General features: G+C 55.4%; 28 protein-coding genes. 16 read left to right on the top strand and 12 right to left on the bottom strand.

Features of this window, described 5'->3' with window-relative positions:
* Positions 1-90 precede the first annotated feature (90 nt).
* Complete coding sequence (gndA, locus tag DOP62_RS10020) at positions 91-1,506, top strand: NADP-dependent phosphogluconate dehydrogenase (RefSeq protein ID WP_208675129.1); 1,416 nt, start codon at positions 91-93, stop codon at positions 1,504-1,506.
* A gap of 18 nt (positions 1,507-1,524) precedes the next feature.
* On the top strand, positions 1,525-1,953 hold the full coding sequence (gene folB / locus DOP62_RS10015; RefSeq protein WP_261789956.1) for a dihydroneopterin aldolase: 429 nt from the start codon (positions 1,525-1,527) through the stop codon (positions 1,951-1,953).
* Between the two features lie 164 nt (positions 1,954-2,117).
* Here the strand turns inward: folB and DOP62_RS10010 are convergent, their stop codons facing one another.
* Positions 2,118-2,618 (bottom strand): MarR family winged helix-turn-helix transcriptional regulator, encoded by a 501-nt coding sequence (locus tag DOP62_RS10010; RefSeq protein WP_208675132.1) that lies wholly within the window; start codon positions 2,616-2,618, stop codon positions 2,118-2,120.
* A gap of 104 nt (positions 2,619-2,722) precedes the next feature.
* Here DOP62_RS10010 and DOP62_RS10005 point away from each other — a divergent pair, with 104 nt between their 5' ends.
* From DOP62_RS10005 to DOP62_RS09975, 7 genes are all read left to right on the top strand, one after another.
* The gene (locus tag DOP62_RS10005) at positions 2,723-3,625 is read left to right on the top strand and encodes an NAD-dependent epimerase/dehydratase family protein (protein ID WP_370538781.1); all 903 of its coding nucleotides are present in this window, start codon (positions 2,723-2,725) and stop codon (positions 3,623-3,625) included.
* A 48-nt stretch (positions 3,626-3,673) separates the two neighbouring features.
* On the top strand, positions 3,674-4,168 hold the full coding sequence (locus DOP62_RS10000) for a DMT family transporter (protein ID WP_208675133.1): 495 nt from the start codon (positions 3,674-3,676) through the stop codon (positions 4,166-4,168).
* Between the two features lie 3 nt (positions 4,169-4,171).
* The gene (locus tag DOP62_RS09995) at positions 4,172-4,627 is read left to right on the top strand and encodes a DMT family transporter (protein ID WP_208675134.1); all 456 of its coding nucleotides are present in this window, start codon (positions 4,172-4,174) and stop codon (positions 4,625-4,627) included.
* A 15-nt stretch (positions 4,628-4,642) separates the two neighbouring features.
* Complete coding sequence (locus tag DOP62_RS09990) at positions 4,643-5,818, top strand: MFS transporter (RefSeq protein WP_208675135.1); 1,176 nt, start codon at positions 4,643-4,645, stop codon at positions 5,816-5,818.
* Between the two features lie 124 nt (positions 5,819-5,942).
* Positions 5,943-6,740: a RecB family exonuclease gene (locus tag DOP62_RS09985; RefSeq protein ID WP_208675136.1), complete on the top strand. Its 798-nt coding sequence runs from the start codon at positions 5,943-5,945 to the stop codon at positions 6,738-6,740.
* Between the two features lie 187 nt (positions 6,741-6,927).
* Positions 6,928-7,128 carry a hypothetical protein gene (locus DOP62_RS09980; RefSeq protein ID WP_208675137.1) on the top strand — a complete coding sequence of 67 codons (201 nt, stop codon included), beginning with the start codon at positions 6,928-6,930 and terminating at the stop codon, positions 7,126-7,128.
* Between the two features lie 68 nt (positions 7,129-7,196).
* Positions 7,197-7,673: a Tic20 family protein gene (locus DOP62_RS09975; protein ID WP_208675139.1), complete on the top strand. Its 477-nt coding sequence runs from the start codon at positions 7,197-7,199 to the stop codon at positions 7,671-7,673.
* Positions 7,674-7,752: 79 nt separating this feature from the next.
* On the opposite strand, the gene DOP62_RS09970 is transcribed toward DOP62_RS09975, so the two are convergent.
* A complete protein-coding gene (locus DOP62_RS09970; protein ID WP_208675141.1) occupies positions 7,753-8,901 on the bottom strand; it encodes a pyridoxal-phosphate-dependent aminotransferase family protein in 1,149 nt (382 codons plus the stop codon).
* Between the two features lie 74 nt (positions 8,902-8,975).
* On the opposite strand from DOP62_RS09970, the gene cbiD reads away from it, so the two are divergent.
* Both cbiD and guaA read left to right on the top strand, forming a co-directional pair.
* Positions 8,976-10,100 (top strand): cobalt-precorrin-5B (C(1))-methyltransferase CbiD, encoded by a 1,125-nt coding sequence (gene cbiD / locus DOP62_RS09965; protein ID WP_208675144.1) that lies wholly within the window; start codon positions 8,976-8,978, stop codon positions 10,098-10,100.
* Between the two features lie 156 nt (positions 10,101-10,256).
* On the top strand, positions 10,257-11,843 hold the full coding sequence (guaA, locus tag DOP62_RS09960) for a glutamine-hydrolyzing GMP synthase (RefSeq protein WP_208676830.1): 1,587 nt from the start codon (positions 10,257-10,259) through the stop codon (positions 11,841-11,843).
* Positions 11,844-11,962: 119 nt separating this feature from the next.
* On the opposite strand, the gene DOP62_RS09955 is transcribed toward guaA, so the two are convergent.
* The gene (locus tag DOP62_RS09955; protein WP_208675145.1) at positions 11,963-13,699 is read right to left on the bottom strand and encodes a GGDEF domain-containing phosphodiesterase; all 1,737 of its coding nucleotides are present in this window, start codon (positions 13,697-13,699) and stop codon (positions 11,963-11,965) included.
* A 257-nt stretch (positions 13,700-13,956) separates the two neighbouring features.
* Here DOP62_RS09955 and DOP62_RS09950 point away from each other — a divergent pair, with 257 nt between their 5' ends.
* Entirely contained in the window at positions 13,957-15,000 is a 1,044-nt protein-coding gene (locus tag DOP62_RS09950) for a hemolysin family protein (protein ID WP_208676832.1), read from the top strand.
* Between the two features lie 228 nt (positions 15,001-15,228).
* On the opposite strand, the gene DOP62_RS09945 is transcribed toward DOP62_RS09950, so the two are convergent.
* The 4 genes from DOP62_RS09945 to DOP62_RS09930 all read right to left on the bottom strand — a co-directional run bounded on the left by DOP62_RS09945 (position 15,229) and on the right by DOP62_RS09930 (position 18,562).
* Positions 15,229-15,480 carry a hypothetical protein gene (locus DOP62_RS09945; protein WP_208675146.1) on the bottom strand — a complete coding sequence of 84 codons (252 nt, stop codon included), beginning with the start codon at positions 15,478-15,480 and terminating at the stop codon, positions 15,229-15,231.
* Positions 15,481-15,493: 13 nt separating this feature from the next.
* A complete protein-coding gene (locus DOP62_RS09940) occupies positions 15,494-17,020 on the bottom strand; it encodes a gamma-glutamyltransferase (RefSeq protein WP_208675147.1) in 1,527 nt (508 codons plus the stop codon).
* Between the two features lie 64 nt (positions 17,021-17,084).
* Entirely contained in the window at positions 17,085-18,176 is a 1,092-nt protein-coding gene (locus tag DOP62_RS09935; protein ID WP_208675148.1) for an inorganic phosphate transporter, read from the bottom strand.
* On the bottom strand, positions 18,173-18,562 hold the full coding sequence (locus DOP62_RS09930) for a hypothetical protein (RefSeq protein WP_208675149.1): 390 nt from the start codon (positions 18,560-18,562) through the stop codon (positions 18,173-18,175). The genes DOP62_RS09935 and DOP62_RS09930 overlap by 4 nt, the downstream gene beginning before the upstream one ends.
* A gap of 164 nt (positions 18,563-18,726) precedes the next feature.
* On the opposite strand from DOP62_RS09930, the gene DOP62_RS09925 reads away from it, so the two are divergent.
* A complete protein-coding gene (locus tag DOP62_RS09925) occupies positions 18,727-19,374 on the top strand; it encodes a GrpB family protein (protein WP_208675150.1) in 648 nt (215 codons plus the stop codon).
* Positions 19,374-20,105: a class I SAM-dependent methyltransferase gene (locus tag DOP62_RS09920; RefSeq protein ID WP_208675151.1), complete on the top strand. Its 732-nt coding sequence runs from the start codon at positions 19,374-19,376 to the stop codon at positions 20,103-20,105. The genes DOP62_RS09925 and DOP62_RS09920 overlap by 1 nt, the downstream gene beginning before the upstream one ends.
* A gap of 334 nt (positions 20,106-20,439) precedes the next feature.
* On the opposite strand, the gene DOP62_RS09915 is transcribed toward DOP62_RS09920, so the two are convergent.
* Complete coding sequence (locus tag DOP62_RS09915; protein WP_208675153.1) at positions 20,440-21,405, bottom strand: DUF2806 domain-containing protein; 966 nt, start codon at positions 21,403-21,405, stop codon at positions 20,440-20,442.
* Positions 21,406-21,918: 513 nt separating this feature from the next.
* Positions 21,919-22,257: a tRNA-binding protein gene (locus DOP62_RS09910; protein WP_208675155.1), complete on the bottom strand. Its 339-nt coding sequence runs from the start codon at positions 22,255-22,257 to the stop codon at positions 21,919-21,921.
* 277 nt (positions 22,258-22,534) lie between these two features.
* Here DOP62_RS09910 and DOP62_RS09905 point away from each other — a divergent pair, with 277 nt between their 5' ends.
* Complete coding sequence (locus DOP62_RS09905; protein WP_261790071.1) at positions 22,535-23,452, top strand: ABC transporter ATP-binding protein; 918 nt, start codon at positions 22,535-22,537, stop codon at positions 23,450-23,452.
* Positions 23,449-24,237 carry an ABC transporter permease gene (locus DOP62_RS09900; RefSeq protein ID WP_208675160.1) on the top strand — a complete coding sequence of 263 codons (789 nt, stop codon included), beginning with the start codon at positions 23,449-23,451 and terminating at the stop codon, positions 24,235-24,237. The genes DOP62_RS09905 and DOP62_RS09900 overlap by 4 nt, the downstream gene beginning before the upstream one ends.
* Here the strand turns inward: DOP62_RS09900 and DOP62_RS09895 are convergent.
* The 3 genes from DOP62_RS09895 to rsmI are packed head-to-tail and all read right to left on the bottom strand — an operon-like array spanning position 24,234 to position 25,814.
* Positions 24,234-24,668, bottom strand: coding sequence for a hypothetical protein (locus tag DOP62_RS09895; RefSeq protein WP_208675162.1), 435 nt, complete (start codon positions 24,666-24,668; stop codon positions 24,234-24,236). The genes DOP62_RS09900 and DOP62_RS09895 overlap by 4 nt on opposite strands.
* Positions 24,669-24,726: 58 nt before the next feature.
* A complete protein-coding gene (locus DOP62_RS09890; RefSeq protein WP_011377477.1) occupies positions 24,727-24,939 on the bottom strand; it encodes a lipopolysaccharide assembly protein LapA domain-containing protein in 213 nt (70 codons plus the stop codon).
* A complete protein-coding gene (gene rsmI, locus DOP62_RS09885) occupies positions 24,936-25,814 on the bottom strand; it encodes a 16S rRNA (cytidine(1402)-2'-O)-methyltransferase (RefSeq protein WP_208675166.1) in 879 nt (292 codons plus the stop codon). The genes DOP62_RS09890 and rsmI overlap by 4 nt, the downstream gene beginning before the upstream one ends.
* Positions 25,815-25,820: the final 6 nt, after the last annotated feature.

Here is a 25,820-nt window from a genome sequence, read left to right as displayed (position 1 = left end):
CCCCGCAAAGAAAGTCTAAAGAGGTTGCCAGAGAACCCTAAATTGGCAGGCTAACCTGAGGTCATTCGTTGTCCTAGCAGGAATTTTCCTATGGCACTGCAACAGTTCGGCCTCATCGGGCTGGCAGTGATGGGTGAGAATCTCGCCCTGAACATCGAGCGGCATGGCTTCTCTCTGACGGTCTACAACCGCACCGCCGAGAAAACGGAAGCCTTCATGGCCGATCGCGCCCAAGGCAAGAACATTGTGCCGGCCTATAGCCTCGAAGATTTTGTCGCTAGTTTGGAACGACCGCGCCGCATTTTAGTCATGGTCAAGGCGGGTGGGCCAGTTGATGCTGTCGTAGAGCAACTGAAACCCCTGCTGGATCCCGGTGACTTGATCATTGATGGGGGGAACTCCCTGTTTACGGACACCGAGCGCCGCGTCAAAGACCTCGAAGCTCTCGGCCTCGGCTTCATGGGCATGGGCGTCAGTGGCGGTGAAGAAGGGGCGCTGAATGGCCCCAGCTTGATGCCGGGGGGGACACAAGCTGCTTACGAAGCTGTTGAACCAATCGTGCGCAGCATTGCCGCTCAAGTCGATGATGGCCCCTGCGTTACCTACATCGGGCCGGGCGGATCGGGGCACTACGTCAAGATGGTGCACAACGGCATTGAATACGGCGATATGCAGTTGATCGCCGAAGCCTATGACCTGCTCAAATCAGTGGTCGGATTGAATGCCAGCGAACTGCACCAGGTCTTTTCGGCTTGGAATGAAACGCCGGAACTCAACTCCTTTCTGATTGAGATCACGGCAGATATCTTCACCAAGCTGGATGACTTAGGCACCGGTCAGCCACTGGTTGAGCTGATTTTAGATGCCGCTGGTCAAAAAGGAACTGGTCGCTGGACGGTGGAAACGGCGTTGGAGATCGGCGTAGCCATTCCAACCATTATTGCGGCGGTCAATGCGCGCATTCTGTCCTCGATCAAAACCGAGCGTCAGGCGGCTTCTGAAATTCTTTCAGGACCGATCGCAGAACCCTTTAGTGGCGATCGCCAAGCCTTGATCGACAGCATTCGGGATGCGCTGTACTGCTCGAAAATCTGTTCCTATGCCCAAGGCATGGCACTCCTTGCCAAAGCCTCACAGGTCTACAACTACAGCCTCAATCTGGGTGAACTGGCACGGATTTGGAAAGGCGGTTGCATTATTCGCGCTGGTTTTCTGAACAAGATTAAGCAGGCCTACGACGCCGACCCGACTCTCGCTAATCTGTTGCTGGCACCCGAGTTTCGGCAGACGATTCTCGATCGCCAAGTCGCTTGGCGGCGTGTGATTGCGATCGCGGCCGAGCGTGGCATTCCAGTTCCTGCCTTCAGTGCTTCGCTGGATTACTTCGATAGCTACCGGCGCGATCGCCTACCCCAAAACCTCACGCAAGCGCAGCGCGACTACTTTGGGGCTCACACCTACGAACGTACCGATCGCTCAGGCACGTTCCACGCCCAGTGGTTCTAGGCCGGCAACCTGCCATCCTTGCGCGAGGCAGACGGATCGACTCGTTTGGGACAATCAGGACTGGCGAGGCGATCGGAGTCAGGCATGGATGAGTTAGTGGTGCGGGGCATCCGTGCCTACGGCTACACAGGGTTCTTTGATGCCGAGCAAGAACTGGGTCAGTGGTTTGAAGTCGACATGCGTGTCTGGGTCGATCTTCAGCCTGCTGGAACCAGTGATCAGCTCGGCGACACCTTGGACTACAGCCAAGCCGTGCAGGTTGTGCAAACGGGGATTCGTCAGAGTCGTTTCCGCACGATCGAGCGGCTCGCCGCCGATCTCTGCGATCGCCTGTTTCAGCACTTCCCGAGTTTGTCAGAACTAGAGTTGACGCTGCGGAAGCTCGCGCCCCCAATTCCCGACTTCAGCGGAGATGTCAGCTTGGTCTTGCGGCGATCGCGCCCGTGATTCACGACCAGATCTCCACGATTTAGAAGGCGTGGGATGACCGCAAGGATGTAGCTACTGAAGCTGAGTCCATCCACTCACTAGAGCAGCCATCTGCAGAGAAACAGGGCTGAGACATCCTCATGCAATTGCTGTAGGAGGACAAGGACAGTCATGGGGCAGGCCTAAGCTATCTCTTCCAAAGACAGCAGTAATCGTCTCAGCAGTGGCACCAACCTCTCCAACTCCTCTGGAGTGGCAAATTCGGAGAGCAGTGCCCCTTCTTGAGCAAAAAGAACAGGCATCACTTCATCTGCTAGCGCAATGCCTTTCGGCGTCAGTTGCACAATCACGCTGCGGCGATCGCTGCCATCTCGCGATCGCACCACGATTCCATCCTGCTCTAGGCGATCGATGCGGTTGGTCATCGCTCCCGAGGAGAGCATCAACAGACTGTAGAGATCCGTCGGTTTGAGCTGATAGGGCGGCCCCTGACGGCGCAGCGTCGCCAGCACATCAAAGGACCAAACGCTGAGACCGTACTTGGCCAGCAAGGTCTCACGCTGCTTTTCGAGCAATCGAGCAATGCGCAACAACCGACCCGTCACAGCCAACGGAGCAACGTTGACCTGGGGCAGTTCCTGCTGCCACTGCTCAAGAATGCGATCGATTTTGTCTGAAGCCATGGCTTCACTATATCTTGACGTCGAGATTCTTGACAGTCATCTTTATCTTGATTATCTTGATGTCAAGATAGTTTCTGGGCGAGTGACAGCCCGAAGGATCGTTGATGAACGTCCTCCTCACGAGTGCAACCGGTTATTTAGGGCAGGCGATCGCGGCTGCTCTTCAGGCCAAAGGTCATCGGGTGACTGCCTTGGCGCGATCGGCAGCAACTGTCCAACGACTGGAAGCTGCGGGAATTCAGTCCTATCGCGGCGACCTCACGGACACCATCGCCTTGCAAAAAGCTGCGGCTCAAGTTGACGCGGTCATTCACACCGCGGCCACCAACGATGCAGCCATGGGGCTGGTGGATCGGCAGGCTGTGGAAACCTTACTGGCAGCGATCGCGGGCACTCACAAGCCCTTCCTCTACACCAGCGGTCTTTGGGTGATAGGTAACACCGGCGCAACGGTTGCGGATGAAACGTTCCCGCTTAATCCGCCAGCGCTAGTGGCTTGGCGACCCGCCGTGGAAGCGCTGGTTTTGTCGGCTGCTGATCGAGGGGTGCGATCGATCGTGATTCGGCCTGCACTGGTCTATGGGCGGGGTGGTGGCTTGCTCTCCCTGCTAATGCAAGCAGGCCAACGCCAAGGGGCGGTTCCTGTGATCGGTGCGGGAGACAATGCTTGGTCTTTCATTCACATCGATGATCTGGCAGCACTCTACGTGGCGGCGCTGGAGCAGGCACCGGCTGGAACCCTGCTAATTGGCGCCAGTGGCGAGTCCATTTCCATGCAACAAGTGGCACTCACGATCGCCAAGACCCTAGGGATGGGTCATCGCTTGCAGCACCTGACGCTGGAGGAAGCTCGGGCTATCTGGGGAGATTTAGCGGATGCGCTTGCCCTCGATCAACGGGTTTCAGGCGCTCGCGCCCAACAACAGCTGAATTGGCAGCCCGTTGCCCCTTGGGTGTTTCAGGAATTGACCCAAGGCTCTTACGCGGCTAAGGCGATCGCAGCCTAGAGCAACCGGCATTGATTCAGTCGCAGCCAATTCAGAGGCCAGACCTCAATGATTTCGCTTCGTTCCAGTTGGCGGCAGGTTGTTGCCCGCTGCCAAGCCTGTCTGTTTCTGGGGCTGGCTCTGCTTAGTGGAGCCATCCTGCCGATTCAGGTCAGTTGCAATGCTCAGCTCGCGCGATCGCTCGACTCTGTGCCCCTCGCCGCAACACTGTCCTACCTCACGGGCAGTGTGGTGCTCATCGGCCTGCTGCTGAGCGGTCGGTTTGAACGCCCTCGCTGGTCCGCGATCGCCCAAGCGCCGCGCTGGAGCTTGATTGGGGGCGTGATGGGACCTTGGTATGTCCTTTCTAGTACGCACTTTGTCTCTGTTCTGGGCACTACCCTGACGCTCGGGCTAGTGGTCAGTGGGCAGGCGATCGTCAGCGTCATCACGGATCACTACGGCTGGCTCAATGTGCCTCGGCATCGCCTAACTCCCTTGCGGCGGGCGGCTTTGGGACTGTTCGCGATCGCTCTGTTCTTTCTCCTGCAACCGAGGGCTTAAGTCATGGATGTTTTGATTGCGTTACTGGGTGCTGGATCGGGAGGTGGGTTGCTATCCATAGGAGCCGCAGCCAACGCCCGACTGAAGCAAACGCTGCGATCTCCCATCGCTGCAACAGCCATCAACTTCATCGTGGGTTCCAGTACCCTGGCGCTGCTCTTAGCGCTGGGTGTGTTTGGCGCTCAACCCCTCGATCGCCTCGGACAGGTGCCCATCTGGGCATTTTGTGGAGGCGGACTGGGAGCCGTTTACGTGACCCTAAATACGCTGGTCATTGGCAGGCTAGGGCTCACGACCACGATGCTCGCGGTGGTCTGCAGTCAGTTGCTGATGTCCCTCGTCATTGACCAATGGGGTTGGTTTGGCCTCACACCTCAACCGATCAGCCCGTCTCGCGTTGTTGCGATCGGCCTACTCCTGGTTGCCGTTACGCTGACCCATTTAGACCGCGATCGCTAAGCCGGAGTTGGAGCCATGCGCCTCGTTGCCCAGTCATCACCACCACTTTGGATCAGTGTGGCGGTCGCCTTCTATGCCTTCATCAGCATCGGTTTAGCGGAAGCCAGCCTTGGTGTGCTGTTGCCCTCGATTCTGGCGGAGTATGGGCTGACCTCAGCCACAATCACGCTGCTGTTTATCAGTCAAATCTGTGGCTACATCCTCGCGGCGATCACCAGCAGTTTGGTCATGGCACGACTGGGGCTAGGACGGTTGTTGGTCTTGGCCGCTGGTCTGCTAACTGCCGCACTACTGATTTATGCCCTCGTTCCAACTTGGTTGCTGATGGTGCTGGCGGGGCCACTGCTGGGCATGGGCATTGGGCTAATTGATGCAGGCATCAACACCACACTGGTGCAGGACGATCGCACGGCTCATTTGCTGGGAGCGCTGCACGGCTTCTATGGCATTGGCGCTTTTGCGGGACCAGCGATCGCGACCACACTCTTGGCTTTGGGTTTGGAGTGGCGACAAGTCTACGGCGTTCTCGCCACGCTCACGAGCTTGCTATTGATTGGCGTGTTTACAGCCTTGCTCTATCGCTACCCACCCCTCCTCAAGGATCCAAATCCGCTTGCTAGTGCTGCTGATGTGCAGCTCCGGCGATCGCTGCGTACCCCGATCGTGTTTTTGTTTGGGGCATTTCTGCTGATCTATGTCGGCATCGAAGCCTCGGTGAGCCACTGGGCCTACAGCGTCCAAACGATTGCTCGGGCCACGCCGCCCCTTTGGGCGGGCTATGGTCTCAGTGCCTACTGGTTAGGGTTGACAGCCGGTCGATTCTTGCTGAGCTACAGTCTGCGATCGCTGGGCGGACTCCGCACCATTACCCTCTCGCTGGGCTTGCTGATGATCGGGCTGATTGGCTGGTGGCAGCAGCCTCAATCGCTGATCAGTCTGCCGTTGATTGGCTTTGCGCTGGCTGCGATTTTCCCCACGATTATCTGGCTGATTCCCAAACGTCTACCGGAAGGCATGGTGCCGGCAACGGTTGGTTTTGCAACCAGTGCAGCCAGTGTGGGGTCAGCGCTGATTCCGGCTGGAATCGGCTGGGTGGCTAGTGGCGCTGGCTTAGAAGTGGTACCGCTGCTGATTCTGCCGCTGGCGATCGCCATGGGGGGCTTACATGGCCTACTGCTGCGATCGCCTTAACAGGGCTGGCAACCACGCGAACATCCGCTCGCATTACTCAGGAAACACTGAAAGCCTCTCGGCAGCCGAGCCTCGTTCCTAAAAGCGTTGTGGACTTGCTAGTCTCTGGCAAAGGAGAGTCGCTATGGCCTATCGGTTGAGTGCAACGCGGCTACAGACCTATCGCCGCTGTGCCCAAGCCTATTACTGGCGCTACGAGAAACGCTTGCCTGGACCCGCAGGGTTTGGTGGCACAGCATTAGGCACCAGCTTGCATCGCTGTCTGGCTCAATTCCATGGCGACTGGGACGCCCAAGATCCTCAACCCAGCCGCGCCTGGCTTGCCCAGTGTTGGCACGCGATCGCCACTGATCTCAATCAAGAACAGCAACACGAAGGCTGGCAGCTTCTCGAAACCTACTACCGAGAGCAGATCCAGCCGCAAGCGACTTGGCAGCGGCCTCTCGCAATCGAAGGGCGCATTCAAGCCACGCTGGTTTTAGAAGGCATTGAATTTTTGGTCAGTGGTCGCTACGACCGCCTCGACCTTCGAGAGGATGGCTTGCATCTAGTAGATTACAAATCGGCCAAACGACTAGAGCCACCCCGACCTGAGCAAATTGATGTGCAACTTGGGCTCTATCAACTGGCGTTAGAGCAACGCTATGGTCAGCTCAAGAGCTTGAGCCTCGTGCATCTACGCAGCGGCCAAGCCTATTGTTACGGCTGTACAACCCAGCAACGAGAGGCCGTCTTGGCACAAATTGCCACGCTGGCCCAGCAGATTCGCTCAGACCAGCAATGGCAACCACAGGTCGGGGAACAATGTCGCAGTTGTGGCTATCGGCGCTATTGTCCTGCCGTCAATGCAGAAGCTGAACCGATTCCCGAAACGATTACATCGTCGAGCGATCGCCGAATTCAACTGTCTCTTGCGCTGTAGACCCTAGGCGCGATCGCCCACGATTTTTTGTCTTCTCTGAATCTTGAGGACAAGCAGCAAAGACCAAGACAACAGACGTGCGTTAATGACCCATTTGTGAATAAGTCCCGCAATTCGTTGCGCACCGAACATTACGGAGGGACTGGCATGTCTAGACTGGGGGCAAACGCCTGAGCAGGAGGTCCGTATGCTTGTTGTCTTAACCGACCAGCATGTGTTGGCCACAGATTGTGTCTGCCAAAACTGTCCACTAGCGGATGGTAGTGGGCATCCGCGCTGGCAAGCCGGTCGTCTGCGCTGTGGCCATGGTTTAGCGAAGCAAAATGCTCAACAAGCCGATCAATTCCGTTGCACCATGGGCTTTCGCTTAGCCAATATCGATGGTTAATTGACCACGTCCGTGATTTCAGGGTTCTGTCGCTACACTGGGCAAGACGACTCAGCCTGCAACTACCCATGACTTGGCGCGGTTCTGCCTCACCTGCCGATCGCTTTTTTGCCTGCCTGCCCTACCTGTTGCCACTGGCAGAAGGCGTGGGCTTTGGCTTTGCTTTATTCAATCAATTCCCTGTTCTTCAGTATTTAATTCTGCCGCTCGTTCCTGTCCTTCAGCTCTTTCAGATTCCGTTTGCAGGTTTGATTATTTTCTTCTTGCTCTTCTTCTTAGTCGTTCGCAATGAAAAAATCAATCACTTCATTCGCTTCAATGCCATGCAGGCGATCTTGATTGATATTTTGTTGATCTTAGCGAACATTATTTTCCAGATGGTGCTCCGGCCGACTTTGGGCGGTGGTTTTATCTTGGAAACGCTAAATAACACTATCTTCTTGGCAACGCTAGTGGGCTGCTTCTATTCGATCATTCAATCGATTTTGGGTCGCTATGCTGAGATCCCAACGATTTCCGATGCGGTTTATATGCAAGTTCGCTAAACAATCCTGACTAACAAAAAGGGCCTCATGCGAGTCATGAAGCCCTTTTTTATTGCGCTTGCGATCGCAGCCTAATCGACTACTTTGCCAATTCAGTAGCGGCAGCAGCGACCCCAGCACCCGGTGTGAAGTTGCTGTAACCCAGACCAGTCAACGCCGCTTCGATCGCCGCGATCGCCGTTAGCAAGTCACGACCTGAGACAAAGCCCAAGTGGCCGATGCGGAAGATTTTGCCCTTCAGGTCATCCTGACCACCTGCTAGCAAGATGTCGAAGTGCTTCTTGGTGTAGCTGCGGATATCTTCAGCTCCAACCTCAACAGGTGCCACCGCCGTAATGGCGGGGCTGGCTGCTTCATCAGCTGCGTAGAGCGGCAGGTTGAGCGCTTTGATGGCAGCCCGAGTCGCCCGAGTCAGCTTGGTGTGGCGAGCAAAGATATTCTCCAGACCTTCGCGCTGCATGATTTTCAGCGCCGCATCAAGGGCGTAGTAGAGGTTGACCGGCGGCGTGAACGGATTTGAGTCCTTTTGAGCCGCTTTACGGTACTTACCAAGGTCGAGATAGAACTTGGGCAGCGTCGCTGTTGCGTAGGCTTGCCATGCGCGATCGCTAACCGCCACAAAGCCCAGCCCGGGCGGAATCATGTAGCCTTTTTGCGAACCTGAAGCCACAACATCCAAGCCCCAAGCATCGATCGGGACATTGGCCGCACCCAAGCTTGTGACCGCATCAACGATACTGAGCGCACCGTGGGCACGAATGTAGCCACTGATCGTTTCGAGGTCGTTGATCACCCCAGTTGAGGTTTCGCTGTGGGTAAGGATGACCGCTTTGATTTGCTTGTCGGTATCTGCTTCCAACTTGGCGCGAATCGCTTCTGGATCGAGCGGCTTGCCCCAAGGCGCTTGCACGAGATCCACGTCCAGCCCAAAGGCTTGCGCCAGCTTGACCCAGCGCTCACCAAACTTGCCGTTTTCGCAGCAGAGAACGCGATCGCCTGCACTGAGGAAGTTGATAATGCCGGCTTCCATGGCACCCGTGCCACTGCTGCAGAGCACCAGCACATCGCCCGTGGTTTGGTGCAGCCACTTCAGGCCAGCGGTGGTGTCGGCTACTAGGCGACTAAAGTCAGCGCTGCGGTGTCCAATCGGGTGCTTGGCCATCGCTAGCAAGACCTGCTCCGGCACCGGGGTCGGGCCAGGAATCATCAGCATCAATTTGTCTTCCATGGGGCCAGCTTCGCGTTGATCGTCCAGAAACTACTAGCCTACGATCTGCACTTGGCGATCGGAAAGATTCTGGGATGGCTCGTTCGGGGTATACCTTGCCCGTGTTTGCCTGCGCGGCTGCGATCGCGGCTTTACAACGACTACGCCAACCCGCGGCGAGCATTCAAAGTGTGGATTGTGACTTGATTGATCCCGCCCAAACGGTGGCGATCGCGATTGAACAGGTTGCGCCTTTGGGGCGCGATCGCGCCTTGGCCATTTGCCGCAGTGATCCGGGCGATAACCTCGATTTGACGCGGGGCACACCCATCTGGGCAGAAGTGCAACTCAGTCCGCGATCGCCGGATCAAGATTCACTGGCAATAGAAGCCGGAGAAGGCATTGGCCATAGCGAAGCAGGACCCGCAATTTATGACTACGCCCAACGACTATTGCGGGCAAATCTGCTGCCGCTTCTACAAGCTGAGGAGCATTTAACCGTTCGGCTGATTCTGCCGGAAGGACGACGACTGGCGGAGCGTACAGCCAATGCTGCTTTTGGTGTGGTCGAAGGTCTCTCTCTGTTAGGGACGCATGGCGTGGCCGAAGCCCTGAGTGCGCCGGAGCAACTACAAGTCTTCCGCGATCGCCTCCGTCAATTAGCCACTGATCCCGATCTCGTCATCTTTTGCATCGGCGAAAACGGTCTGGATCTCTCGCAAAAGATTGGCCTGCCTCGCGATCGCCAACTGAAAACGGCGAACTGGTTGGGGCCATTGCTGGTGGAAGCCGGCTTGTTGGGAATTCCACACATTTTGCTGTTTGGCTACCACGGCAAACTCCTCAAGCTAGCGGGCAGCATTTTCCATACCCATCACCATGTTGCGGATGCCCGCCGTGAAATTTTGGCTGCTAATGCGATCGCGGCCGGAGCTTCAGTCGAGCAATTGCGATCGCTGCTGGAGTTCCCGACGGTGGATGCGGCTGCTCAGTATTTGGATCAGTCCGATCCAGTGCTGGCTGGTCGTTTGTGGCCACAAATCGCCGCAGCGATCGCCAATCGCAGTCAAGCCTACATTCGTCGCTACAGCGAGCAAATCCCTGAGATTGGCGTGGTGCTATTTGGGCGCGATCGCCAGTTGCTCACGGCCTCGCCGCAAGCACAGACTTGGTTGGCGGACCGAGCGATCGCCTATTCGCTGCGCTACCCCGGTGCCTAAATCCCCGTGATAAATTGGGGGAATCTTCAGCCCGGAAACCGAATATCAGCGTCTGCGGACGATGGCTTGTTCACCCCGCGATCGCGGCCTCCGGTTCTGCGTTTCCCGGTTGTTTCTGCCCTTTTGACGAGCCCTGCCGTGACGCTCCAGACAGAAATGGATGCTGCCCTCGAGGTTGCAGCCCTCAATCGAGAAATGCTGATCATTCTGGACTTCGGGTCGCAGTACTCGGAGCTGATTGCGCGGCGTATTCGCGAGACGCAAGTTTATTCAGAAGTGCTGTCCTACCGCACGACAGCGGAACAAATCCGGCAGCTGTCTCCCAAGGGCATTATTCTCTCGGGCGGCCCCAATTCGGTCTACGACGACTACGCCCCTGTTTGCGATCCAGAAATCTGGAACTTGGGTATTCCCGTGCTGGGCGTCTGCTATGGCATGCAGCTGATGGTGCAGCAGCTGGGCGGACAAGTTGAGCGGGCAGAGCGCGGCGAGTATGGCAAAGCTGCGATCGTCATTGATGATCCGACCGATCTGCTGACCAATGTCGAACCCGGCTCGACCATGTGGATGAGCCATGGCGACTCAGTCAAAGTCATGCCCGAGGGCTTTGAGCTGCTGGCTCATACTGACAACACGCCTTGCGCCGCGATCGCGGATCACCAGCGCAAGTTTTACGGCGTGCAATTCCACCCCGAGGTGGTGCACTCCGTCCATGGCATGGCGCTGATTCGCAACTTCGTCTATCACATCTGCGATTGCGAGCCGACGTGGACAACTGAAACCTTTGTTGAAGAGGCAATTCGCGAAGTGCGCGCCCGTGTTGGCGACAAGCGCGTTCTGCTTGCACTCTCGGGCGGTGTCGATTCCTCAACGCTGGCCTTCTTGCTGCATCGGGCGATCGGTGATCAGCTGACCTGCATGTTCATCGACCAGGGCTTCATGCGTAAGGGCGAACCAGAGCGCTTGATGGAGCTGTTCCGCGAGAAATTCAAGATTCACGTGGAATATATCCAAGCCCGCGATCGCTTCTTGCAAAAGCTAGAAGGCATCACCGATCCGGAAGAGAAACGTAAACGGATTGGTCACGAATTCATTCGCGTTTTTGAAGAAGAATCGCGCCGCCTTGGCCCCTTCGACTATTTGGCTCAAGGCACTCTCTATCCCGATGTGATTGAGTCGGCGGATACCAACGTCGATCCGAAAACCGGCGAGCGGGTGGCGGTCAAGATCAAGAGCCACCACAACGTCGGTGGTCTGCCCAAAGACCTCCAGTTCAAGCTGGTTGAACCGCTGCGGCGTCTGTTCAAAGATGAAGTACGTCAGGTCGGGCGATCGCTGGGTCTACCGGAAGAAATCGTCAAGCGCCATCCTTTCCCGGGTCCTGGCCTCGCGATTCGGATTTTGGGTGAAGTCACCGCTGAGAAGCTAAACATCCTGCGCGATGCTGACTTGATCGTTCGTCAAGAAGTCAACCGTCAGGGTTATTACGACGAATTTTGGCAAGCCTTTGCAGTGCTCCTGCCAGTCAAGAGCGTTGGCGTCATGGGCGACAAACGCACCTATGCTTATCCGATTGTGCTGCGATTTGTCAGCAGTGAAGATGGCATGACGGCAGATTGGTCGCGAGCCCCATACGATCTGCTGGAAACGATCTCCAATCGAATCGTCAATGAGGTCAAGGGCGTCAACCGCGTCGTCTACGACATTACCTCCAAGCCGCCTGGAACGATTGAGTGGGAATGATCACCATCACCGCTCCATAAGTTGTTGAATGAACGCTCTCTAGCCAGCCCTAGGGAGCGTTGTTTTTAGGGATAACGACAGAGAAGTTAGCAGTGAAGAATTAGGCGATCGCGGCAGGACTACCAAGCGGGAGCTTGGGGCGATCGCGCGACTTGCAGGGCTTCTTCAATGTTCAGCGGAGCGGAGTAGGCGAGACCCTGCATCGCATCGCATTCTGCCCGCGCCAAAAATTTAGCCTGCTCTACCGTATCAACACCCCGTGCAACAACCCGGACCTTGAGGGCTTGGGACATCGCCATCACCCCACGCACGATCGCTCGGTCGTTCGCGTCATCAGGCAACCCACGCACAAAGCGTCGTTCGAGCTTGAGCGTCGTTAGGGGTAAATCGCGGAGGTCATAGAGGCCGACAGTGCGACTCCCAAAATCAGCCAAGCTGACGCCGATGCCCAAGGCGCGAACCTCATGGATCCAGGCCCAAGATTCCGCAGACCCATCCACGAGCCCTTGGGCTGGCACATCCAGTTCCAGCTGCTCTGGCGGAATTTGATAGGTCTCGAGCAACGTGCGCAGGTCACTGAGAAAGGTGGGTGATTGCCATTGTTGCGGCAGCAGCGGAATTGCAAACAGCCCGCTGAACTGAGCGCCAGTTCGCCATTGACTCAGGAGCTGACCGGCTTGATCCAAGAACCAGCGACCCACGGCTTCCCGATGGGGCGATTCCTCTAGGTGATCTAGTAGCTGTGAGGCCAGCAACATCCCTTGCTGCGGATGCTGCCAGCGTAGTTGCACTTCAAAGCCACGCAGTTGGCGATTGCGCAGACCCATCTGGGGCTGGAGCGCGAGCGTCAATTCGCCAGCATCGATCGCCTGTTGCCAATCGCGATCGCGGGAGTGTTGAACGGGAGCCTCTTGAACTGTACTGGACTCAAGGCTGAGGTAGCTTTGCTGCTGCGATCGCGCCTTCTGTGCTGCCGCTTCTGCAGCTTGAAGCAAGACAGTCGCCGGTGTCTTAGTCACAAAGGGCACGATGCCAATATGAACGCCCCCTTCAAATCCCTCTAGGCGATCGCGAATCACCGCTTGAATGCCATGGGCGCGTTCCTCCGCCCGCAACTGCACGTTCGGATCCAGCAACAGCAAACCAAACTGATAGTGGCTGAGGTGCGCCAGCGTTTCGTGGGGACGAACGTAGGCCTGAAGGCGATTGGCAATGACTTCGAGATTCTCTTCAGCTTCGGGACTTAGGACCGGACTGCCATCGAGGTGCGTCGGTGTCCCCAGATCAACTAATAGCAGCGCTCCAGGGATGCCACTGAACTGACTCCAAGCCAGTGCCTGATTGAGGCGATCAAGGAAGAGCTGGCGCTTGGGAAGCGTGGTGCGATCGTCATAGATCCCTTGGCGCTGAATAGCCTGCTCTTGTTCTTTAAGGGCTGTGATATCGCGCTGCAGGGCAACATAGTGGGAAACCTTGCCTTGACTATCAGTAATTGGCGCGATCGCTAACTGGTTCCAAAACAGCGAGCCATCCTTCCGATAATTGCGCAGCACGACTTCGCAGCTCTTGCCGCTCTGAATCGCCTGACGCAGGGTGGCAATCCCCGGTTGGGCGCGATCGCTCCCCTGCAAAAATCGACAACTTTTGCCCAAGGCTTCAGCGGCGTTATAGCCCGTCAGCTTTTTGAAGGCTGAATTGACGTAGGTCAGGATCAGGTCTGGGTGGTTAGCATCGGCGATCGCTACGCCCTGACCCGTCGCTTCTAAAGCCGCTAGCCAAAATCGCGATCGGTCAGCCAGCCCTAAATCATCCGTTGCAAACTGATCGGTTATTGGCACCATAGGGCGAGCAATCATCGTGAATTGCGGCTTTGATTCCGCCCTCAGACTAGAGGGTCGAGGTTAAGTTTCTTTTAAGGTTTTGCAACCCCAGCTCAAACCTCAGCCGATCACATGGGTGCAAGATCATGCGGCGATCGCTGTCTTGCAGTCGTTTACTCCATCCCAAGCCATCCAACCCTCCTAACGAGCCGTGAAGGGCTGTTCTCATTGCGGATCGCTTGCAATCAAGGGCGGGAAGATGTCACATAAAACAATCCTTGCCTGTCCCCGACATGCTGTCCCTTGCGATCGCTACGCTCGTTGTCCTAATTGGTTCAGCTCTCTGCTCAGCGAGTGAAGCTGCTCTGCTCTCGCTCCCGCTAATTCGGGTGCGTCAACTGGCGGAGTCGCGTCGCCCTGCAGCCCTCGCTTTACTGGCGATCAAAGAGCAGATCAGCCGCCCTCTCGCCACCTTGGTGGTGCTCAACAACCTGTTCAACATCCTGGGCAGCATCATTATCGGTAGCTTGGCAGCGCAAGTCCTGCAGTCGGCTTGGATTGGCGTGTTTTCCGCTGTCCTGACCCTGCTGATCATTTTGTTTGGCGAGATTGTTCCCAAGACCTTGGGCACCCGTTTCGCACAAACCCTCTCCCTGATCTCCGCTCAGCCGCTACGCTGGCTCACCCGTTTGTTGCTGCCGATTATCTGGCTGCTGGAGCATTTCACAGCACCGTTCAATGAGGGCAGTCCGCAACTGACGACGGACGAGCAGGAAATTCAACTGCTCGCCAGCATCGGTCATCAGGAAGGGGCGATCGAGCAGGATGAGCTGGAGATGATTCAGCGCGTGTTTCAGCTCAATGACCTGAATGCATCGGATGTGATGACGCCCCGAGTCGCGATTACCTATCTCTGGGGCGAGGATCAACTGGAGACGGTCAAGGCAGAAATTCTGGCCTCACAACACAGCCGCATTGTCATTGTTGATGACAGTATCGATGCCGTCAGTGGCATTGCCCTGAAAACAGAACTGTTGGCGGCTTTGCTGGCCGGTCAGGGGAATTTACCACTGTCAGCGTTGGCGCGTCCCGCCCACTTTGTGCCTGAGACGGTGCGGGCTGATAAGTTGCTCAAGACGTTCCAAAAGGTACGGGAGCATTTGTTTATCGTGCTGGATGAATATGGGGGCGTTGCGGGTGTTGTCACGCTGGAAGATGTGCTGGAAGTGCTGACGGGCGAGATTGTTGATGAAACCGATCGCAATGTCGATCTGCGGGCGATCGCTCGCTTCCGGCGGCGGCAGATTCTGCATCAACGCGGCTTGGATGAGGCTTGATGTTTGCCATTACAAGCTGAAATTGAGAGAGAAAAATATTGGCTTGGGTGCCTTGGGCTGAGCATTCAAGGCTTCTGTCCGTGGGGGTGATTGCGCACCCCCACCCCCACGCACTGGGGGACTCGACTCCCCCAGTCCCCCCGCAACAAGATTGCAGGTAAGGCATGCCGGTGAAGTTGCGATCGCTTTTGGTAAAACCAGTCGGTTTTGAGTCCCTGCTGGGAAGCTCTAGTTGACGTAGAGGGTGCGAGCCTGTTCAAACACCTGAAGCAGCTCGGTATCTGATAGCTGTAGGGAACTAGGTGCAGCAGTCTGCAAATACTGGCGCAAGCGTGCGGCATCGAGTGGCGATCGCGTTCCGGTTTGGAGTGCAGCTTGGCTCAGAAAGGGATCAAAAAATTCCTCTTGGGCAGCGAGAACACGGAACTTGAGGAATTCCAACAGTTTGGCCTTAAGGATTGGTGCTGTTGTGCTCGACATCGACTGACCTCCATCAACAGCAACCATAGGCGCCCGATCGCCGCGGATCTCCTGCCCCACAAAATTCACCAGTCGCTGTCAGTCCCACGGCATGCACGCCGCCAAAGAACATATTGGGAGCCGTCCAAGCGATCGCAGTTTCAGGGGGTTGACTCGCTGCTTCAATCCCCGCAGGATCCCAGCCGGGTTCCCAGTTCAGCACTCCGGCCTCCCAATGCAGCCGAGGAGCTGCGATCGCCTCAGCGAGTGCGTAGCCTTCCACGGCCCAGCGATGAATCACCTGCAGAATGGCCGTGCGAATCCGGTTGGAGCCGCCGGAACCCAGCACTAAATGCGGACGATCGTCTTCGCCCCAGAGCAGGCTGGGTGACATCATCGATCCGAGGCGTTGCCCCAGCGGCCAGCGATGGAAGCCCAAGGGATGCAGATCAGCTTCACCCAGCATGTTGTTGAGCATGATGCCGGTGCCCGGCAGGACATGACCACAGCCCTCGCCATTGGAACTGGTGAGACTGGCAGCGTTGCCTTCGGCATCAATGACGCTGATGTGGGTGGTGCTGCCCAGTCGATTTAGCCAGCCAGCAGCAGCTTGTTCAAAAGCCGCACCTTGCAGGAATTGGCGATCGATTCCGGCTTGTTGCAGTGCCCCATCGAGAAAGTCACGGCGAGCCGCATTGGTCAACCGCATCAATTGCACGAGATCCTGCGGATGCCGCTGCGGGTCGAGGCTAATCGCGGATTGATTGAGCAGCGACAGGGCAAAGGCAATCAGCAGCCCGCCACTACTGGGCGGTGGGTTGGTCAACAGCCGATAGCGACCAAAGGGGATGGCGAGGGGCGATCGCACAGCGACGGGATACTGCTGCAAATCCGCCAGTTGCAGGTTGCCGCCAGCAGCGCAGTAGTTCGCTAGGGCAGGCAACAGTTCTTTCTGATAGAAACGGCTACCATGGGCCGTTGCTAGTTCCTCTAAGACCGCAGCAAGGTCGGAATTGGTGAAGCGATCGCCCGATCGCAGCGGTTGCCCCTGGGGCTGATAGAGCGATCGAGCTCCCGGCGTTACAGTCACGATTGGGTCCAGCAGCCGAAAGCAGTATTCACCAAAGGCATTGATTTCCACACCCTCGCGGCCTAAGATGATCGCCGGTTCCAAGACGACAGAAAGCGGTAATCGTCCCAGTTCGGCCTGCACCCTCAGCAGTCCAGCCAGCAATCCGGGGACGGCGACGGAGCCTAAGCCGATGTGAAATTCCTGAATCGCATCGCCAAAATCCACCCCAACGGGATAGAAATCCTGCGGTTCTGACGATCGCTGACTGGGAGTCTGGCAAAAGAAGTCATAGAGGCGAGGGCTTTGGTGGGGCTGTGCTGCGAGCAGAAAGCCACCTCCCGCCGGTGAGGTCAGCAGGGGCTCAGTGATCCACGAAGCTGCCAACGCCGCGATCGCAGCATCAAAGGCATTACCCCCTGCTTCCAAGGCCACCAAGCCAGCCGCAACGGTCTGTGGATGTCCGGCGGCGATCGCCCCCCGCTTAGCCATGCTGGTCCTCAGAGACTGCCGCGATCGTCGCAGCTTGCCGAGAGCCTGACAACAACAACGAACGTCAAGCCCCAATCACGCGTCCGAGACTGTAGAGCAACAGCGCCGAGCCAATGGCGATCGGCAGGGTAATCAGCCAAGTCCAGAGCAAACGTCGAATTGTCTGGCGGTTGAGGGCTATTTGAGTGGCGAGCGTGCTGCCAGCAATGCCCGCCGTCAGGACTTGCGTGGTGCTGATCGGCAGTCCCCAAGCACTGGCCGTCAGAATCGTCGCAGTCGTCACCGTAGAGGCTGATAGGGCTTGAGCGGTAGTCAGCGGGCGATCGCCCATTGCTTCGCCGAGGGTGTGGGTGATCCGTTGCCAGCCAATCAGGGTGCCAATCGCCAAGCTGAGGGCAACGATTGCTTTGATGCCGAGGGGTAAGTAGTGCTGATCCAATGCCGTCGCAAAGCGATCGGGCAATGCCGTCGCCAGAATCAAGAGCAGCAGACCCATGCCCTTTTGACCATCATTGGTGCCGTGACTCAAGCTCATTCCGGCTGAAGCCAGCAAGAGACTACCGCGCACTCGCCATGACAGCGGTGGCTCACTTGGAGCTTCCAACGGGTCCAACCGGGACTGTAAGCGCGATCGCACCAGACTCAGCAATCCATAGGCCAGAGCAAAGCCCAGCAACGGCGAGAGCAACAGCGCCTCCACCGTGGCGGGGAGCGGCGGCACCGTCAAAGCCTGCCAAGTCCAGGCCTGCTCACTCCACAGTTGTCCCCAGTGGACACCAATCAATGCCCCAATCAGGGTTTGCGAACTGGAGAGCGGAATACCCCGCCACCACGTCACCCAGTTCCAGGCGATCGCCACCAATAACAGCGCTGCTACGGCCCACCAGTCCGGCGACTGCCCTGCTGCTGTAGGTGGCAAGAGCGCCACAATCCCAAAGGCGACTGCACCGGAAGAGGCGATCGCCCCCACCAGATTCCAGACACTACTCCAAACCACAGCTGCCAGAGGCGTCAGGACGCGACTGTAAATCAGCGGCGCGATCGTGTTGGCACTGTCGTGGAAGCCGTTGATTAACTCAAACAGCAAACAGAGCAGCACCCCCAAGATCAGCCAACTGCGATCGCTGCTGCTCAGTTCCAACAGGGCGGCGATCATGAACTGGGAGGAATGGACTCGGAAACAGCAACTTTTTCCGGTTGGCGAGCCAAGCGCCGACGCAGGCGCTGCACAGTAATTCCCGCTTCGATCGCCGATCCAAAGCCCACGGCCAACCAGCCCACACTGCCCGTTCCCAGCGCCGCCCAAGCAAAATTAGTGGCGCGGTCTTCAAAGCTGACAGACGGCGTTCTGGCCCAAGCGATCGCCCCCGCCACACTCCCGCTACCCAGTGCGGCGAGAAAGGCAATTAATGCACCGAGCCAGTAGGCTTTCCAGCGTCGTTGATAGACATAGCCGCCGCCGTTACAGGTCAGGTTAAACAAAACTGCAATCCAAATCGCAGTTCCAGCCAGCGATCGCTGGCGTTCTTCGGGAGTCTGCATCGACCCAACCCATCGCTTTCCGGATCATACGCTGCGGCTGCTTGACCCTCGCGGAGCAGCCTTGGTTCTACCGTTCGATTTTGCGATCGCTTGTTTTATGGGAAGGGGTTATTAGAAGATGTGATTCATCAGCATTTTCTGATTTTGAGTGACCGTCAGCGATCGTGAAAATTACGCTGGAGCCCTACACACCGGCTTGGAAAGAGCAATTTCAACAGCAGCGATCGCGGATTAATCAAGCGATCGCCCCTCTCAATCCGGTGATTGAGCATATTGGCAGCACAGCGATTGGGAATCTTGTTGCCAAACCCATCATTGATATCTTGGTTGGCCTACGTGACTCGCATTCGCTAGATGCCACGATCGCACCAATGCTGGCAGCAGGCTATGCCTACGTCGAAGCCTTTAATCAGGCGATGCCCTACCGTCGCTTTTATGTGCAATTGAAAGCACTTTCAGATGCAGAATTACCGACAATCCTGAAACCTGATCAACCCTTAGCTTTTGGTCAGGATTACCTTTCCACAGTCAATATCCATGTCATCACCTATGGCACCTATCATTGGGTTCGGCATGTAGCCTTTCGGGATTACTTGATCGCTCATCCAGAGATGCGTGAGGCTTACCAAGCGCTCAAGCAGAGAATTTCTGCAATCGATTTTGAGGATCTACTGGACTACAACAGTCACAAAGAGGCTTTTATCCTGGAGGTTCAAGCCAAGGCGATCGCGTGGTTTTTAGAGCAGCCCGAGAATGAGATCTTTCGAGCGGCGATCGCCCAACACTCATCCACATCTGCATCAATAAGCTGATGACCGCCACAGCCCAACACTACGAGCAATTGCTTGCACTTATTTATGAATGGATGGCCGGTGGCGCGGAGGCCGCACTGGCAGCGGGAGCCGCAGACTTAGCCGGACTCTTACCCTCACCGGGGCTGTGTTTGGATTTGGGTGCAGGCTTTGGGATGCACGCGATTCCTTTGGCAAAGGCAGGCTTTGAGGTAATCGCGATCGATTCTTCTACTTACCTATTGGCGCGGTTGCAGGAGTTGGCGGGTTCTCTGCCCATCCAGTCTGTTTGTGGCGATTTGCTGGATTTTCCTAAGCATCTACCAACGGGCACTAAGGCAACGCTGATTGTTTGCATGGGCGATACTCTGACTCATCTCAGCAGTCCTGAGGAAGTCGATCGCCTCGCGAGTCTAGCTCACGAGCATCTTGCGCCGGGCGGGCGTTTTCTAGCGACGTTCCGCGACTATTCGCAACCGCTACAGGGCGATCGCCGCTTTATTTCTGTGCGATCGGATCAGTCTCGAATTCTCACCTGCTTTCTGGAAGAACAAGGCGATCGCATCTGTGTGCATGACATCCTCCATGAACGGCAGGGGGACCAATGGAAAATGCAAGTCAGTCACTACCTGAAGCTGCGACTGGCACCTGAAGTAGTCCGCCAGATGTTTGCAGACAAAGGCTTTATAGCAAAGATAGAGGCAGCACCGAGAGGCATGCTGCGCTTGATTGCCGATCACCTAAAACTGTAGCAATTTAGATACAGAATTTTATCGATTTGACAACAATATAATTCATGTAGACTTGTATTAGGCAGATGTTGTTAGATGTAAGATGCTATATCTAAAATCAATCTCAATCTAGACAAAATCAATCCAAAAATTCATCTCTAAAATTGCCAAATATCTTATAAAAACGTTTGTTTTAAACGTTCAACCTAGGGTATCTCAAGCTCTTCTACAGAATCATCTGATATTTCCTGTGATCGACCGTAAATAGACAAAAATAATTTTCTAGACCTGCAAAATTAGGCTTGAGAAAGTTAATATTCATAGAATTTTTTAGGAATTAAAAATTTTGTGATATCTATAACTTGGTTACTAAGAAATGGTTCCTATCAAGACTATTAATCCAAGCTTGGAATATTTCTGCTCCAAGTGGATTAAAGTTTCGACTATAAAACGAAGCAAGAGACGAGCCCAGAGGTGTAAGGATTACACCTTCTACAGTTAAGGGATTACTAAGGCACTCTATACAATAATGAAAAGAATGGTATTTAACAGAGAATTTAGAGCCCTGTGGAAAAGAACGTTGCGTTGTTAATGATTCTGCTAAAACCCCAATATCACTCAGAAGATATACCAATCGTCCAATTGAAACTGTGTCCCCAAGTTCACAATTGGGGACTGGTTTTTGCAGAAGAGTTACTTCTGAGTCTGGAATCATCAAGCCAGATCCTATAAAGGAACTCAAATCAAGAATAGTAGCGAATGCTTTAAATATGGGCTCTTCTAAAGTGCCTAGCAACCAAAGTGCGCGTGGGCTTACAGTGCCAGGTCTTCTTGATTCTACTGCTAGAGCGCATGACAAAAGATTGGCTCTCCAATCTTCATTCCTTGATCGTGATAACTCATTAAATTTATCCAGCCAATGGGGTGAGATTTCTTTCTGATCTAAGCTAGAGGTTTCTTGACTATCAGAAACCTTTTCAGCTGAATTCTGTTCTAAAGATAAATAATTCATAGCTGTAGCTGCAATATTCAAGCTCCTAACATTAGATTCTATATCTTCAAGATCACGTTTTATTCGGATGCGCTCTACTTGATCTGCATCAATATATCGCTGTATTAATTGCTCTTTAGCCTTGGAATAAATATCAATTTCTTGATTCACTAATTCTTTAGCTGCTTCTACGCTTGCTAAGCGTAATAGGTGTCGTGCATAGGCTTCAGATGCAAAGTTAGATTGTGAGATAAGCAATGGACCAATAGATTTAATTATGTTTAATGTACTCTTTGCTGTCTCAGATATGGGAGTAAGCCAATTGCTCATAGGTCTTAGATCTACTTAACACGCCCTGAAGTTTTTTTGATTATCTAACAAGTCTACATGTTATTCGTAGAAACTTAGAGTATCGTCTAGTACTAATCTGCAGTAGCATCACAATCTACCCCAATTGCTGGATCTAAGTTTACAAGGCGATTCATTTGTGTCATTTCAGCCTCAAAACTGAGAAATTCTCTATTTTCCATATCCGATTGCAGCAACCAAGTAAGGGATAAGCTGCCATCAACCGGATTATCACTGACATCACACCCATTAGCCAACCGGCTGTAGCAACCCAGAAACGTCTAGGATCAGGGGCACTGCTAAGCTGCCGCGATGGGCCGAACAGACTTTTAATGAGCTAGAGAATGTACGACAGCCATACAGAGATTTGGTTCTCACTGCATAGACTCACTGGCCAATCAACTCTCTTTCCACCTCCAAAAACTTTAGCAACAGCTTTTCAAGTGCACGCCAACAGATAATCTAGCTAGCTAACATCTGAACGAACGGACTGAATCAAAGCAACTTCGTGCCAAGTGGAACGGACTTGTCAGGGACACACAGCGCCACCTCTCCATTCTCGTTGTGGAAGCCCGTTATAAGGCACTCAGACATGAGCGGACCAATTTGCTTCGGTGGAAAATTGACGACCGCTACGACCAGCCGACCAATCAGCTCTTCCGGCTTGTAGAGCGCAGTAATCTGTGCACTGGATTTCTTGACACCAATCTCTTCGCCAAAGTCGACATGCAGGATGTAGGCTGGCTTCCGCGCCCCAACGAACTCAGTCGCATCAACAATCTTTCCGACACGCAGCTCAACCTTCAGAAACTCATCGAAGGTAATGGTTTCCATGCAATACACCTCCTATGAACCGAACAATCCTGTTTACGCGCTGCATCTACACAATGACCATTTAACTGTGTGGTGCTGGCAACAAGCGTGCGGATATAAACCGCCATCAACCGGCTAACTTCACACCCATCCGCCAACCGGCTGTGGCAACCCAGAAACGTCTAGGATCAGGGGCACTGCTAAGCTGCCGCGATCGCGGCGAACCGTGGGGTAGAGCGTGATTGAAGCTGAACAACTGCGCAAGGTCTATCCTGTAGCGCTCAAAGATCCGGGCTTGATGGGCAGCGTCCGCCATTTCTTCAAGCGGCGTTTCCGCGACATCGAAGCCGTCAAAGGCGTCAGCTTTCGGATCGAACCCGGCGAAGTGGTTGGTTTCTTGGGGCCAAATGGCGCAGGCAAAACCACAACGCTGAAAATGCTGACCGGCTTGATTCGGCCTTCCAGTGGCTCCTGCCGAGTCGCAGGGTCTGTGCCGTTTCGGCGGGAACCGGCCTTCCTCAAACAGATCAGTCTGGTCATGGGCCAAAAGCAGCAACTGATCTGGGACTTGCCCGCTCTAGACTCGCTGCGGATCAATGGCGCAGTCTATGGCATCAGCGATCGCGACCTCGATCACCGTATTGGCGAGCTCGCGGAAATGCTGTCCCTGCAACAGCAACTGCGGCAGCCGGTGCGCAAGCTCTCGCTGGGCGAACGGATGAAGGCCGAACTCCTGGCCGCATTACTGCATGGTCCGAAAGTCTTATTTCTCGATGAGCCAACGCTGGGGCTGGATGTCAATGCTCAGACGGCAGTGCGGGAGTTTTTGGCGACCTACAACGAACGTTATCGCGCCACGATTCTGCTGACCTCCCACTACATGGCCGACATCACGCGCCTCTGCGAACGCGTCATTGTCATTCACTACGGCAGCCTGATCTACGACGGCGGCCTAGACGGCTTGCTCGATCGCTTTGCCCCCTATCGCCAAATTCAAATTGATCTCGAGAGTCCGCGATCGCCTGACGACCTGAGTCGCTATGGCGAAGTCGAAAGCTGTGATGGCCTTTCGGTGCGGTTACTGGTGAAGCGATCGCACCTGACAGAAACCGTGACGCGGCTCTTGGCCGATTTGCCCGTCAGTGACTTGCGCGTTGAAGATCCGCCCGTCGAAGAAGTGATTGGTCGCGTCTTCAGTGCAGGAGTGGTGGCATGAAGCGGGGATGGCGGCTGCCAGCAACACTGCTCAAGACCTACTACGACTACATGGTCGAGTATCGCGCCGAGCTGATCCTCTGGGTGCTCTCCGGCTCGCTGCCACTGATCATGATGGGCGTCTGGGATGAGGCCGTGCGCAGCGGCGACTTTGGCCTCTCCACGCAAGCCGTAGTTCAGTACTTTTTGGCCGTTTTTCTAGCTCGCCAGCTCACCGTCGTCTGGGTGATTTGGGAGTTCGAAAAAGAAGTCGTCAAAGGCCAGCTTTCCTTTCGACTGTTGCAACCGCTCGATCCGGGCTGGCACCACTTTGCCTCGCACATAGCCGAGCGCCTAGCCCGCCTACCGTTTATTGTGCTGCTGCTAGGACTGGCGATCTGGCTCTATCCCGCCGCTTGGGTACTGCCGTCGCTCTGGCGTCTGTTGCTCTTTCTGGTGGCGATCGCGGCGGCGTTTTGCCTACGCTTTTTGATCCAGTACACCTTCGCCATGCTCAGCTTTTGGATTGAGCGAGCCAGTGCCCTTGAGCAGTTTTGGTTTCTGGCCTACCTCTTCCTGTCGGGTATGGTCGCGCCGCTCTCCGTTTTTCCAGAGCAGTTGCAGGCGATCGTAATCTGGACACCCTTTCCTTATCTGATCTATTTTCCTGTGGCGATTCTGCTGGACTTGCCCGTCGCGATCGCCCCCGGTTTTGCCATTCTGTCCGGCTGGATGGGGCTCTTTTGGCTCCTGAATCGTTGGCTCTGGCGGCGGGGTCTGCGCCACTACTCAGCCATGGGTGCTTAGCGGTCTTCTTCCAGAATCGCCAAGAAATCCCTTAGGGCTGCTCGGTTTTCGGGGCTGGGGTCGAGTTGATGTCGTATTTGGAGAATATCGCGTCGATTTTGGCGTTCTGCTTCTCTCGCTGCAAGATAATCTCGTCGAGCTTCGCGTTCTGCTGCCGCAACTGCTCGGTCTCTTGCTTCAGCCGTAGCCGCTCTGTCCTCAGCCTCTTGATCTCTTCTTCGGTTTCCACCGTGCCACTCAATGCCGATAGCCACCAGTAGCAGGACTGACGCAGCGAGGAAAGCCACGAGGCTCCAGTCGAGGACGGTGTAGGTGAATCCGTATTGTTCGAAGGGGATGGTTTCGGCATCGCCATAAAACCTCAATAAAGCCGCTGCCGCATAGAAAAACGTCACTAGCGATCGCGGCAGAATCGCTAAAAAACTCAGCATGGCCCCAGTTTAACGATCCCTTTTGTCTGTGACTGATCTGAACCAACTGCCCTTGCGGCTAGGGACGACGCACAAAAAGTTGAAGCAGCGCGCCTGCCATTAGCCCTACTCCCACACCTCCAGCGATCGCGAGTCCGAGTGGAATCCGCACACTTTCGAGCACCAGCAAGCGCACACTGACCAAGCTTGGATTTTGCGCCGTCAAAGCCGCGATCGCCCCCAACCAGAGGGTGCAAATCAGGCAGATTAAAAAAGTGACGAGTCCTTTCATGGCTCTGAGGAGGTAGCGCCTTCATCTTCGGGCAGCGGCACTTCGAGAGCAAGTTGATAGAGTCGCCGCTTGGGGGTGCCGGTTTGAGCTGCGAGGGTTCGACTGGCTTCAGAACGGGAGACACCCGCTGCCAACAGCGTCGCTAGCTCTTGCCGGAGTGTCTCTTCGCTGAGGGCTTGGGTTTGGACAACAGCCCCCGCGACCACCAGCGTAAATTCACCTTGAGGTTCCCGCCGCTCAAATTCGGCGATCGCCTCCGCCACACTGCCACGCCAAAACTCCTCATGCAGCTTGGTCAGCTCTCGTGCCAGCACGATCGCGCGATCGCCCCCAAAAACAGCTGCGAGATCCTCCAGCGTGTCCCGCAAGCGATGAGGCGACTCATAGAAGATCAGCGTTCGAGCTTCCTGACTGAGCGATTGCAAAACATCTCGCCGCGCCTTGCGTTTGGCGGGCAAAAAGCCTTCAAAGGCAAAGCGATCGCTCGCTAGCCCCGAAGCGCAGAGGGCTGCAATCACCGCACTGGGGCCAGCGATCGGCACCACCGTTAATCCGGCGGCGATCGCCGCTTGCACCAACTCCTGCCCCGGATCAGCGATCGCGGGCATCCCAGCATCACTGACCAAGGCGATGCTCTGACCGGCTTGCAGGCGAGTAATCAGCTCTGGCCCCCGCTGCTGGCGGTTGTGCTCGTGATAGCTCACCTGGGGGCGATCGATACCCAATGCCTGCAACAGACGCCCCGTGCGTCGGGTATCTTCCGCCGCGATCGCATCCACCCCGCGCAAAATTTTGACGGCACGATAGCTGATGTCTTCGAGGTTGCCGAGCGGCGTACCCACGAGGTAGAGCGTGCTAGGGCAAGGCTCAGTCACAGTGCA

It is taken from the genome of Synechococcus elongatus PCC 11801 (genome assembly GCF_003846445.2).
GTDB classification, from domain to species: domain Bacteria; phylum Cyanobacteriota; class Cyanobacteriia; order Synechococcales; family Synechococcaceae; genus Synechococcus; species Synechococcus elongatus_A.
This window is presented reverse-complemented; position numbering and strand designations above follow the sequence as displayed.